This window comes from Curtobacterium sp. 260, from assembly GCF_030803485.1.
GTDB lineage: Bacteria > Actinomycetota > Actinomycetes > Actinomycetales > Microbacteriaceae > Curtobacterium.
Genome location: NZ_JAURUY010000001.1, coordinates 466,258 through 477,887 on the forward strand (window position 1 = coordinate 466,258; position 11,630 = coordinate 477,887).

An 11,630-nucleotide genomic window follows, 5' to 3' on the forward strand; every position below is an offset into this window, starting at 1 on the left:
GTTGTGAGAGGATCGTCCGGTGCTCGAGACCAGACCGCCCGCGCCGGGGGTGACGGACGGTGCGGCCGGCCGGACGACGACCTTCCGTCGGCGACTGACCACGGTCGCGGTCCCCGTCGTCCTCTGGTTCGTCATTGCCGCCCTCGGGTGGTTGCGCCTGACACCCGAGGTCCGGAACACGCTCTGGGCCGAGGACGGCAAGGTGTTCCTCGAGGAGCAGTACCGACTCGGCTTCGCGGGGGCGCTCTTCCACGACTACGCGGGCTACCTGCACGTCGTGCCCCGGATCGTGATCGCGATCGCCAGCGAGGTCGCCCCGGTCGACCGGTTCGCGGTGACCGTCTCCGCGCTCTGCGTCGCCGTCACGGCAGCGGTCGGCGCCGCGGTCTGGGTCCTGACGGCCGGCGTGCTCCGTTCCGTCGTCGCCCGGCTCCTGCTGGCGCTCGTCCCGGCGCTGGTGCCGCTCGGACCGATGGAGATCCAGGCCAACGCCGCGAACCTGCACTGGTTCCTGATGTTCCTCGTCCCCTTCGCCCTGCTCGCGCCGGTCCGCTCGTGGACGCGGGGGATCGTGCTCGGCGTCGCGACGCTGCTCGCCGGCCTCACCGAGATCCAGGTCGTCGCGTTCTTCCCGCTCTTCCTCCTCGGCATCCGCAACCGCCGGCGCTGGCCCGTGATCGCGGGCACCCTCGTGGGCGGTCTCGCACAGGTCGTGACGACGCTCTCGCACCCGCGTGCCGCGCCGACCGCGGAGCCCGACTCCGTGGCGGACATGCTGCTCGGGTACGCGGTGCAGCCGTTCGCCGGTTCCGCGACGTGGAGCATGCCGCGTGTGGGCGAGGTCATCGCGCACCACGGCACCTGGGTCGTCCTCGTGCCGCTCGCCCTCGCCGTGCTGCTCGCCGCGCTCGCGTTCTGGGCGGGGACGTCCGCGCAGCGCTGGACACTCGGCGCGATGCTCTGGGGCTCGGCCGCCGTGTGGTTCGGCGCGGTGGTGCTCAACCCGAACGAGATGCTCGCCTTCGCGCACTTCGACACGGCGAAGTGGTTGGGGAACTGGACCTTCCGGTACTCGGCCGCAGCCTCGATCTACGTCATCGGAGCCTTCGTCGTCATCGCCGACGTCGCACTGAGCCGCGGCGTCCGCCTGCCGGGTGTCTGGGTCCGGGGTCCGCGGGACCGACCACGCACTCCCTCCGCCTGGATCGCGACCGCAGCCGGCGCGCTCCTGCTGCTGGCGGTCGTCGCGTCGTTCGCGGCGAACTTCGCGGTGGACAAGGCGAACCGGCAGGGCGGACCGATCTGGGAACAGCAGGTCCGGACGTCGGAGGGCCGGTGCGAAGCCCACCCGGACGGAACCGCCTCCGTGCAGATCGCCCCAGGCCCGCAGTGGGCCGTGACGGTGCCGTGTGCCGTCATCGACCAGGACGCCGAGCGCTGACCGCGCCGGACCACCCCGACCGTGAGCAGGACATGACCCGCAACACCGAAGCCAAGCCCCTCGTGATCGTGCCGACCTACAACGAGGCCGAGAACATTAAGGACATCGCGGCACGCATCCTCGAGACCGTCCCCTCGGCAGGGCTGCTCGTCGTGGACGACGGCAGCCCGGACGGCACGGGCGACCTCGTCGAGGCGATGGCCCGGACCGACGAGCGGGTCCACCTGCTCCGTCGCTCCGGCAAGCTCGGCCTCGGGACGGCGTACGTCGCCGGGTTCCGCTGGGGGCTCGAGCACGGCTACGACCTGCTCGTCGAGATGGACGCCGACGGCTCGCACCCGGCCGACCGCCTGCCGGCGCTCATCGCCGCGGTCGCCGACGCGGACCCGTCGGACGACGTCCTGCTCGCCATCGGTTCGCGCTGGATGCGCGGTGGCTCGGTCGTGGACTGGCCCAAGCGCCGCGAGTTCCTGAGCCGTGGGGCCAACACCTACGCGCGCATCATGCTCGGCATCGACGTGCACGACATCACCGCCGGGTTCCGCGTCTACCGGGCGGACGCGATCGCGCGCATGGACCTCGGGTCGATCGACTCGAAGGGCTACTGCTTCCAGATCGACATGACCATCCGGACCCACGACCTCGGCGGGCGGATCGTCGAGGTGCCGATCCGGTTCCGTGACCGCATCCACGGTGTCTCCAAGATGAGCAAGGACATCATCGTCGAGGCGATGGTGCGGACGACGCAGTGGGGGCTCCAGCGCCGGTTCCGACCGCGGACCCGACGCTAGGGACCCCGGCCCCGGCCCGGCGCCGGCCACCGGCCGCGGGGTCGCCTGCGAGGGCAACGCGATCGGCTGCGACGGCAACGCGGTCGGTAGCCGCGCACGGTCAGGGGTGCGGGCGTTCCTCGAGCCGGGGGAGCCGCACGCGCCACGAGCGTCGGCGCGCGGCGACCACGAGCACCGTGACGAAGAGCATCAGGCCCGCGCCGTGCAGCAGGTAGCTCTCGGCCAGGCTCGTCACGCCCAGGAGCACGAGGACCGCCGCGGGCCAGACGTAGGCCACGCCGGGGAAGGTCGTCGCCGTCACCCACGACCGGGCGAAGGCGAGGAGTCCCGCTCCGAGGAGCAGCAGCATGCCCGCGAGGCCGACCTGCAGCCAGGCGTCGACGGCGGCGTCCAAGCCGGACGTGAACCGGGCGCCGGACGGATCGATGAACGTGACGAACGGCACGACGGGCTCGCTCGGCCACGTGCCCACCCAGCCCCAGCCCTGGATCGGCTTCTGCTCGATGAACGTGCGGATCTGCTCCCAGAGCTCGAGCCGGGTCGTCGTCCCACCGGCAGCTCCGATGCGGGGGAGCACCCGTGCGCGGGTCACGACGAGCACCGCTCCCGCCGCGACGACCAGGGTGGCGAGGACGCCGTCGAGCAGCGGTCGGACCGAGGGCCGTGCGTGCCGCAGGGTCCAGAGGGCGAGCGCGGTCCCGGCGAGGGCGATCGTCGCGAGCCCGGTGATCGGCGACTGCACGAGCATGAGCGTCACGACCGCACCGCCCATCGACGCGACTGCACGCCACCGGGCCACCGAGCGGGTGAGGAACTCCACGACGAACGTCACCAGGGCGGTCACCGCGATGAAGCCCATGAAGTTGCGCGTCCCGCCGATGCCCTGGATCGGACCCCCGAAGGCGATGTCACCGCGGATGCCCAACGCCGGGATCGGCAGGTCGAGCACGAGCCCCGACAGCACCTCGAGCCCGAGCGACACGACGAGCAGGATGCGGAAGGCGTCGCCGCACGCCCGGATGACCTGGACGAGGTCGCGACCGAGCGCGAGGTACAGTCCGAGTCCGACGAACCCGACGGTGGCGGTGAGCCCGCGCAGGGCGACCCAGGAGTACTCGCTCCACAGCACGCTCAGCGCGCAGTACCCGACGAAGACGAGCAGTGACAGCGGCAGGACGCCGTGCCACTCGATCCGGTAGCGCTGCCCGAGCAGGCTGAGCCCGGCGAGCACGGCGAGGGTCACGAGCACCGACCAGGTGCCCGCAGGGCCCACCAGGACGCGGACGGTCGGCTCGCCGAACGCGAAGAGCACGATGGTCGTCGCGAGTGCCTGGCTGAACCGACCGCCGGCGGAGAATCCGATCCAGGCGGACAGGTAGCGGCGCGCGCGGATGCGTCGCGTCGTCCTGCCGTCGGTCATCCGTCCAGTCTGACGTACTCGGCCGCACGGGACCTGCGCCGGACCGGAGGGTCGATATCGCGGGTCGTCGATCGCTCGCTAACGTCGGACCCCGATGACATCGACGAGGGACCGGCTCCGACGCTCGGGCGCGGCCGTCGGTGTGGGGCTGCTGGCGGCGCTCGCGGCGTGGGTCCGACTCGGACCCGTCGCGCGCGGCACTGCCTGGGCCGAGGACGCCGGGCTCTTCTTCCGCGAGCACCTCGCCCTCGGGGCGGCCGCGAGCGTCGTCGAGCCGTACGCGGGGTACCTGCACGTCGTCCCGCGACTCGTCGTGGACGTCGGGTTCGCGCTGCCGATCGCCTGGTACGCACTCACGGTGACGACGCTCTGTTGCGTCCTGACCGGAGCTGCGTGCGCCGGCGTCTTCGTCCTCGCCGCGGACGCCGTCCCGTCGGCGGTGCTCCGCATCGTGCTGGCCGCGGTGCCGGTCCTGCTGCCCACGGCGCCGTGGGAGGTGCTGGGCAACGCTGCGAACCTGCACACCACCGCCCTCCTGCTCGCGCCGTGGGTGTTCGCGCACCGTGCCCGGACCCGGACCGGGGCGGTGACGCTCGCCCTGGTCGCCGTGCTCGTCCTCACCACCGAGGTCCAGGCGCTGCTCTTCCTGCCGCTGCTCCTGCTCGCCTGGGCGCCGGGACGCGACCGTGCCCGGGCGACCGGGGCGTCCGCCGGACGCGCCGACGCGGCGTCTGCTGCGGTGCCCCCCGCATCGTCCGCGGTGCCCTCCCGCCGTGCGCGCGTCCTCCGCGCGCTGCCCGTCACCGTCGCGGCCCTCGGCGCTGGGGCCGCGCAGGTCGTGACGGCCCTCACCACAGACCGGGACTCGCCGCGGGGCGACCCCTCGGTCCGCGACGTGGCCTCGGGGTACCTGCTGCAGACCGTCGGTGGCCTGTGGCGAGCGGACCTGGCCGCGGTCGGACGCGCGGTCGTGGCCTCGGGGTGGTGGGTGGTCGGGGTCCCCGCTGCGGTGCTCGTCGCGATCGTCGTCACGGCGGTCGTCGTCGGGCTGCGGGAGCGACGCCGTCGTGCGGTGCTGCTGGCGTCTGCCCTCGCCGTGGGCTCGGTCGTGGTGTGGTCGGCGGCACTGCTGGCCAACGCCTCGGCGAACGGACGGTGGTCGCGGTCCGACCCCGGCGCGCTGCTCGACGCGACTCCCTCGCGCTACGCGGCCGCGGCCGGCATGCTGCTGAGCGCAGCGCTGGTGGTGTCGGCGTCGGTGGTCGTCGGACACGTGCTGCGGTCGGGCGCCGTGCGCACCACGGGCGCCGACACGGGCACGGGTACGGACACGGACGCGACGGTCGTCGGTGGGCACCGGTCGGTCCGGGTGGTCCGCGGCGTCCTCGGGTGGGCGGTCGTCGCGGTCCTCGTGGCCACCTGGGTCGCCGCCTTCCCCGGTACGGCGCAGCGTGCGACGGGGCCGGAGTGGTACCCGCAGGTGGTCGCCGCCGAGGCACGGTGCCGACAGGACCCTGCCGGGACCGTCAGGATCGGAGCGCTGCCGTGGGGAGCGCGGGTGCCCTGCGCACTGGTGCTCCGCAGCGGTGCCACCGCGCGGTGACGCCGCCCCTCAGGCCGACGTGGCGCGGAAGGCGCGCTGGGCGAGGGGGGTGCGCGGCCCGTCCCCGGTCGACGGCGGTTCCTCGTTCACGAGCACGATCCGCGTCTTGATCGCCACGAGGGCGAACAGCACCCAGTTCCCCTGGTAGAGCAGGCGCGACTCCGCGAGCGCCTGCACGAGCAGCGCGACCACGACGAGCAGCGGGAAGAGCGCGACCGGATCGAACGGCCGCGGCACGAGCCCGGGACCGTAGGACTCCCGCACGGCCCCCGACCACGACCTGCCGAAGGTGGTCAGGACGTACACGAGGAAGAGCGCCAGACCGACCAGGCCGGTCTGCATCCACACGTCGAGCGCCGCATCGTGCGCCTGGAGGTACTGGACGCCGTTCCGCGGCGCGAGTTCGGCGAGCATCGGGATGTTCGGCCACCAGTAGCCGATCCACCCCCAGCCGAGCACCGGGCGCTGCTCTGCCAGACCCACGACCGCGGTCCAGATCGTGCCCCGGCCCGTCAGGTCGGACGAACGGCCGAGCAGCGCCAGCAGCGGACCGCGCGCGGCGACGGCGGCGACGACCAGGACGACCAGGCCGGCGACCACCGCCAGCACACGCGGTCCGCGGCGCCCGCTCGGGACGCGTCGGATCCACAGGGTCACCAGGAGGGCCACGACCACCGCGACCACGGCCAGGAACACCGTCGAGGACCGGGTGAGCAGCAGGGTGGCGGCCGCCACGACCAGCCACGCGACCGCCCGGCCCCGGCGCATCCGGCCGTCGACGAGCTGCACCGCGACGGCGATCGCCGCGAGCAGGGCGACCATCGCCAGCAGGTTGGCGTTGCCCGGCAGACCCTGGATGCGTCCGCCGGTGAACAGCTCGGCGCGCGAGAAGTAGAAGGCGTCCGGGATGTCCCGGTCGCCGTAGTCGGTCCAGATCGGCGCGATGGGGTGCCGCACGACGACGGCCACCACGGCCTCGAAGACCAGGGAGAGGCCGACGACCCAGCGGAACGCGGTGCTCGCGGCGTCGAGGATCCGACGCCAGGAGAGCGTCGACGCGATCGCGAAGGCGACCAGCGCGCAGACCACCTGCGCCACGATGCTCGCGAGCGTCGCCGGTCGCCAGTGCGACCACGCGACCGACACCAGGCACCAGGCGAGGAAGAACCAGAGCGCGCGGGGCGTCCGGGTCAGCGGCGGTCGCGCACGCACCACGACGCTGATGCCCCAGGCGGCCTCGATCGCCCAGATCGTCGCGGCGCCGTACCACGTCGTCGTGTTCGGGACCGCGTCCCCGGCGAACATCGTCAGCAGGACGGTGACGGCGAGGGCGAACGCTTCACGCTCGGACACGGTCCCGCGGGCGATCGGCCAGGTGTTCGTCACGGGAGACAGGCTAGCGCCCCCGGTTCAGCGCTCGAGCGACGCGAGCGCCGAGCTGAGCCGGTCGCCGAGTGCCGGGGCGAGCGTCGTCGCGAACGTCGCCGTCAGGTGCGTCGGGTCGCGGTGCGTCACGACCCCGCCGATCACCGCGGGGCACGTGGTCCGGTCGCAGTACCAGTCCGTCATGTCGACGTACCGGGCACGGTCCCCGATCGCCGCGACGGCCTGCTCGCTGCCGTCGAAGGCCGCCATCGCCTGGTCGCGCGGGAGGTCGCAGGCCCCGGTGGTCGGGCCCTGCATCTGCGCGAGGCACGCGATGACGTCGTCGCGCGCGGTCGGGTTGTCGCGGATCGCGATCACCGGGACGCCCGCGTCCGTCGCCGCCCGCCACGCGCCGACGAGACCGTCGACCACGGTCGCGTCGTTGCTGCTGCCGTCGGGGACGATGACCGGGCTCTTGGTCGCCGCGTGCGTCACCACGACGGCGTCGAGCTCGTCGTCGTGCTGCCGGACCCAGTCCACGGCGTTCTGCTTCCAGCCCTGGCAGCTGTCGGTGTAGCCCTGCGTGGGGGCCTGCTGCACGGCCGTCGTGAAGTAGCAGCCGATGTGCCCGGCGACGTCGATGCGCCAGTGCTCCCGCTCGGCGACCCCGCGGTAGGCCGTCATCAGGGCGTTGTTGTGCGAGTCACCGACGGCGAGCAGGTGCTTCCGGTACCCGGTCCTCGGTCCCAGCGCGCAGACGTTGAAGTCGGCCGTCGTGTTCGACCAGCAGTCGCCCGAGTTCGCGTCGTCGTGCTGGGCGGCGGCCGGGGCGGGCACCCGGACGTCGGCGAGGCGCGGGTTGACGCACGGGTCGTCCGAGCCGATGCGCGCGGCCGCGCCGAAGCAGTCGACGTCCCCGCGCGTCAGGCGCTCGGCGAACGCGGCCGCCTGCACCTGCTGGACCTGCACCGCGGCCAGCGTGCCGGCGCCGAGCGCGACGACGGCCACCGACGCCACCACGCCGAGCACGGCGACGCGTCGCGGACGGACACGTGCGGAACGGACCCGGGCGCGCAGCGGCTCCTCGACCAGCAGCGTGGACGCCGCGGCGAGGACGAGTGCCCCGACCAGGACCGCCACCTTGCTCGTGGTGCCGAGCGGGTGGCCGAGCACGATCGGCACCAGGACGACGGCGGGCCAGTGCCACAGGTAGACCGCGTACGACGTCCGGCCGACGAACGCGACCGGCGGGGTCCGGCCGACGACGTCGAGGCCGCTGCGGGCACCGAGGGCGACCACGAGCGCGGCCGACACGACGGGCAGGAGCGCCGCGGTGCCGGGGTAGGGGGTCGTCGGCGTGATCACGAGGACCGACGCGACCAGGCCCGCGACGCCCAGCCACGTGCCTCCCGTCCGGACCGCACGCGACCGACGCGAACGGGCGACGGCGAGCGGGACCGTCGCGACCAACCCGCCGAGCGCGAACTCCCACGCGCGCGTGGTGGTCGAGAAGTAGGCGATGCCGGGCGCGGTCTGCGTCTGCACGATCGACCACGCGAGGGAGAGGACCGCGACCGTGCCGAGCAGGAGGCGTGCCGTGAGGACGGGGTCCCGACGCCGGGCGCGGGCGAGCACGGCGCCGAGCAGCACGAGGAGCACCGGGAGTGCGATGTAGAACTGCTCCTCGACCGAGAGCGACCAGAAGTGCTGGAACGGCGACGGCCGGTTGTCGCTCGCCAGGTAGTCGACGGCGTCGGACGCGAGCTGCCAGTTCTGCAGGTACACCGTCGACGCGATCAGCTCGCGCCCGTACTGCCCCCACAGCGAGCTCGGGACGAGCAGCAGCACCGCGGCGCCCGTGGCCAGGAGCGTCAGGAACGCGCCGGGCAGCAACCGCCCGGCACGTCGTGCCCAGAAGGCGCCGAGGCGGATGCGCCCCGTCGCGGCCTGTTCGCGCACGAGGTGGCCGGTGATGAGGAAGCCGGAGACGACGAAGAAGACGTCGACCCCGACGAAGCCGCCGGGCAGCCGGTTCGGCCACAGGTGGTACAGCACGACGGCCAGCACGGCGAAGGCGCGCAGGGCCTGCACGTCCCATCGGGTCGACTCGGGGCGGCGCGGCTCGGACATCGCGGGGAGTCTATGAGGGAGCGGATCGTCGATGCTCCGGCCGGCTCCGGCACCACGTGCGGCGCCGAGCGGACGCCGGTCCCCGCCCGGTACGCTCGCGGCATGTTCCTCGGCATCACCAACACGCCACGCGACTACGCCTGGGGTTCGACCAGCGCGATCCCCGAACTCCTCGGCCGCACCGTCACCGGTGCACCGCAGGCGGAGCTCTGGCTCGGCGCGCACGCGGGGAGCCCCAGCGTCGTCGTGAACCCGGCGATGGTGGGCGGTGCCGACACCCTGCGCGACTGGATCGACGCCGAGCCCGAGGCCGCGCTCGGCCCGGACCGCAGCGGCCTGCCGTTCCTGCTGAAGCTCCTCGCGGCCGCGGCACCCCTGTCGCTCCAGGCACACCCCACGCCCGAGCAGGCCCGCGAGGGCTTCGCGCGTGAGGAGGCCGCGGGGATCCCGCTGGACGACCCGGCGCGCAACTACAAGGACCCCTTCCCCAAGCCCGAGCTCGTCGTCGCCCTCAGCGACCGGTTCGAGGCGCTCAGCGGATTCCGCCCGGTCGGCGACACCGTGGCCGAGGTGGAGTCGCTCGACGGTGGGAGCGGACGGCTCGGCCCGCTGCTCGCGCACCTCGCGCAGGGGCTCGAGGACACCGTGCGCTGGCTCGAGACCGCCGATGCGTCGGCGCTCGCCGTGGTGCAGGCGGCGTCCGACCTCGCGACCGCCCTGCCGGAGGACGACCGCACCCCGAACGTGCAGACGGCGGTCGACCTGGCCGCCGCGTACCCGGGCGATCCCGGCGTGGTCGTGTCGATGCTCATGCACCGCGTCACGCTCCGGACCGGCGAGGCGATGTACCTGCCCGCGGGCAACGTGCACGCCTACCTCGACGGACTCGGCATCGAGCTCATGGCACCCTCGGACAACGTGCTCCGTGGGGGCCTGACGGCGAAGCACGTCGACGTCCCGGAACTCCTGCGGGTGCTCGACTTCACCGCGTACCCGGCACCGGTGCTGACCCCGGAACGCCTCGACCAGGGCGTCGACCGGTTCGCTCCGGACGGGGTCGGGTTCGCGCTGGTCCGCGTCACCGGCGACGGTCGTCCGGTCGGCCTCGGCACCGGCGGTGTGGCACCGCTCTCCGGTCCGAGCATCGCGGTCTGCACCACGGGCGCCGTGACCCTCGTCGGCGCGCGGTCCGCGACCCTGCTCCGCCAGGGGGAGTCCTGCTACGTCACCCCGGACGAGGGCGACGTGACGGTCGAGGCGGACGCCGCGACCGGTCTGACGTCGACGGTCTTCATCGCGACCGGTGCGTGAACACGCAGCGGCCTGCGGCCCGGGGGGACGGTGCCGTCCGCTAGCGTGACGAGCATGAGTTGGCTGGTCACCGGCGGTGCCGGGTACATCGGGTCCCACGTCGTCCGCGCCCTGCGCGCCGCAGGGATCGACACCGTCGCGTTCGACGACCTGTCGAGCGGGTTCCGTGCCTTCGTGCCGGAGGACGTGCCGTTCGTCGAGGGGACGATCCTGGACGGCGACCTGCTGGCCAGCACCCTCCGTGCGCACGCGGTGACCGGCGTCGTGCACGTGGCCGGCTTCAAGTACGCCGGCGTCTCGGTCGAGCGGCCGCTGCACACCTACGAGCAGAACGTCACCGGTACCGCGACCCTGCTCCGGGCGATGGCGGAGAACGGCGTCACCAAGGCCGTGTTCTCGTCGAGCGCCGCGGTCTACGGCACACCCGACGTCGACGTCGTCGTCGAGGACACCCCGAAGGCACCCGAGTCGCCGTACGGCGAGTCCAAGCTCATCGGCGAGTGGCTGCTCCGGGACATGGAGGTCGCGGCCGGGTTCGCCACCACCTCGCTCCGCTACTTCAACGTCGTCGGGTCGGGGGAGCCGGACCTGTACGACGCCAGCCCCCACAACCTGTTCCCGCTCGTGTTCGAGGCGCTGCTCGCCGGCCGGGTGCCGCGCATCAACGGCGACGACTACGACACCCCGGACGGCACCTGCGTCCGCGACTACATCCACGTCGCCGACCTCGCGCACTCGCACGCCGTCGCGGCGCAGAAGCTCGAGGCGGGCGAGCAGCTCGAGCGCGCCTACAACCTCGGCAGCGGGGACGGGGTGAGCGTCCGGCAGATCATGGACGCCATGGCGTCGGGCACCGGGATCGCGTTCGAGCCCGAGGTCGCGCCCCGGCGCCCGGGCGACCCCGCCCGGATCGTCGCGACCGGCGAGGCCGCCGCGCGCGACCTCGACTGGGCGATGCGGCACTCGCTCGACGAGATGGTGTCCAGCGCCTGGGACGCCCGTCGCCGCGTCGGCTGAGGCCCGGGCACGGCGGTCGGAGCGCGCAGTGTGTCCCCCGATCGCCGGACAGACGGCCCGCGACACGCCAGTACGGGGGACGTGACACGCCGCCGCGGTCAGCACCTTCTATGATCCGCGACTTGACGGAACGGAATCACACCGCTGTAATTACAGGCAGCGGCTTCGGTCGTTGCAGGCCGTCGTCGACATGTCAGGGGTGATCAGGGTGAACGGTTCCGACTTCCACGCCGGCGTGCCGGAGGACTGGCACGTCGACCCGGTGTCGCTCGGTGTCCCCGGTGTCCGTCGTGCCGAGGGCGACGAGGAGAACCCGCTGTCGTGGCAGGTCGACTCGCTCTGCGCCCAGACCGACCCCGAGGCGTTCTTCCCCGAGAAGGGCGGCTCCACCCGCGAGGCGAAGAAGATCTGCGGGTCGTGCGAGGTCCGATCGCAGTGCCTCGAGTACGCGCTCGAGAACGACGAGCGCTTCGGCATCTGGGGCGGCCTCTCCGAGCGCGAGCGCCGGAAGCTCCGCCGCCGCGCCTGAGGCACCCACCGCGCGCAGCGCGA

Annotated in this window: 9 protein-coding genes; 6 read left to right on the forward strand and 3 right to left on the reverse strand. The window is 73.3% G+C overall.

Annotated elements, in window-relative coordinates:
- Window positions 1–19 precede the first annotated feature (19 nt).
- Both J2X59_RS02190 and J2X59_RS02195 read left to right on the forward strand, forming a co-directional pair.
- Window positions 20–1,441 carry a hypothetical protein gene (locus J2X59_RS02190; protein ID WP_326495534.1) on the forward strand — a complete coding sequence of 474 codons (1,422 nt, stop codon included), beginning with the start codon at window positions 20–22 and terminating at the stop codon, window positions 1,439–1,441.
- A 32-nt stretch (window positions 1,442–1,473) separates the two neighbouring features.
- On the forward strand, window positions 1,474–2,232 hold the full coding sequence (locus J2X59_RS02195; protein WP_326495535.1) for a polyprenol monophosphomannose synthase: 759 nt from the start codon (window positions 1,474–1,476) through the stop codon (window positions 2,230–2,232).
- A 100-nt stretch (window positions 2,233–2,332) separates the two neighbouring features.
- Here the strand turns inward: J2X59_RS02195 and J2X59_RS02200 are convergent, their stop codons facing one another.
- Complete coding sequence (locus J2X59_RS02200) at window positions 2,333–3,652, reverse strand: exopolysaccharide production protein (protein WP_326495536.1); 1,320 nt, start codon at window positions 3,650–3,652, stop codon at window positions 2,333–2,335.
- A gap of 94 nt (window positions 3,653–3,746) precedes the next feature.
- Between J2X59_RS02200 and J2X59_RS02205 the strand changes: the two genes are divergently transcribed.
- A complete protein-coding gene (locus J2X59_RS02205) occupies window positions 3,747–5,255 on the forward strand; it encodes a hypothetical protein (RefSeq protein WP_326495537.1) in 1,509 nt (502 codons plus the stop codon).
- Between the two features lie 9 nt (window positions 5,256–5,264).
- On the opposite strand, the gene J2X59_RS02210 is transcribed toward J2X59_RS02205, so the two are convergent.
- Entirely contained in the window at window positions 5,265–6,641 is a 1,377-nt protein-coding gene (locus J2X59_RS02210) for an O-antigen ligase family protein (RefSeq protein WP_326495538.1), read from the reverse strand.
- 24 nt (window positions 6,642–6,665) lie between these two features.
- A complete protein-coding gene (locus tag J2X59_RS02215) occupies window positions 6,666–8,750 on the reverse strand; it encodes an acyltransferase family protein (protein WP_326495539.1) in 2,085 nt (694 codons plus the stop codon).
- Between the two features lie 102 nt (window positions 8,751–8,852).
- Here J2X59_RS02215 and manA point away from each other — a divergent pair, with 102 nt between their 5' ends.
- The 3 genes from manA to J2X59_RS02230 all read left to right on the forward strand — a co-directional run bounded on the left by manA (window position 8,853) and on the right by J2X59_RS02230 (window position 11,607).
- The gene (manA, locus tag J2X59_RS02220; protein ID WP_326495540.1) at window positions 8,853–10,061 is read left to right on the forward strand and encodes a mannose-6-phosphate isomerase, class I; all 1,209 of its coding nucleotides are present in this window, start codon (window positions 8,853–8,855) and stop codon (window positions 10,059–10,061) included.
- Between the two features lie 54 nt (window positions 10,062–10,115).
- A complete protein-coding gene (galE, locus tag J2X59_RS02225; protein ID WP_326495541.1) occupies window positions 10,116–11,078 on the forward strand; it encodes a UDP-glucose 4-epimerase GalE in 963 nt (320 codons plus the stop codon).
- 190 nt (window positions 11,079–11,268) lie between these two features.
- Complete coding sequence (locus J2X59_RS02230) at window positions 11,269–11,607, forward strand: WhiB family transcriptional regulator (RefSeq protein WP_081985311.1); 339 nt, start codon at window positions 11,269–11,271, stop codon at window positions 11,605–11,607.
- The last annotated feature ends 23 nt before the right edge of the window (window positions 11,608–11,630 follow it).

Excerpts from the sequence above, each read along its gene's own strand:
- J2X59_RS02195 (WP_326495535.1), top strand. The coding sequence starts at position 1,474 with ATGACCCGCAACACCGAAGCCAAGCCCCTCGTGATCGTGCCGACCTAC.
- J2X59_RS02200 (WP_326495536.1), bottom strand. The coding sequence starts at position 3,652 with ATGACCGACGGCAGGACGACGCGACGCATCCGCGCGCGCCGCTACCTG.
- J2X59_RS02205 (WP_326495537.1), top strand. The coding sequence starts at position 3,747 with ATGACATCGACGAGGGACCGGCTCCGACGCTCGGGCGCGGCCGTCGGT.
- J2X59_RS02215 (WP_326495539.1), bottom strand. The coding sequence starts at position 8,750 with ATGTCCGAGCCGCGCCGCCCCGAGTCGACCCGATGGGACGTGCAGGCC.
- manA (WP_326495540.1), top strand. The coding sequence starts at position 8,853 with ATGTTCCTCGGCATCACCAACACGCCACGCGACTACGCCTGGGGTTCG.
- galE (WP_326495541.1), top strand. The coding sequence starts at position 10,116 with ATGAGTTGGCTGGTCACCGGCGGTGCCGGGTACATCGGGTCCCACGTC.
- J2X59_RS02230 (WP_081985311.1), top strand. The coding sequence starts at position 11,269 with ATGTCAGGGGTGATCAGGGTGAACGGTTCCGACTTCCACGCCGGCGTG.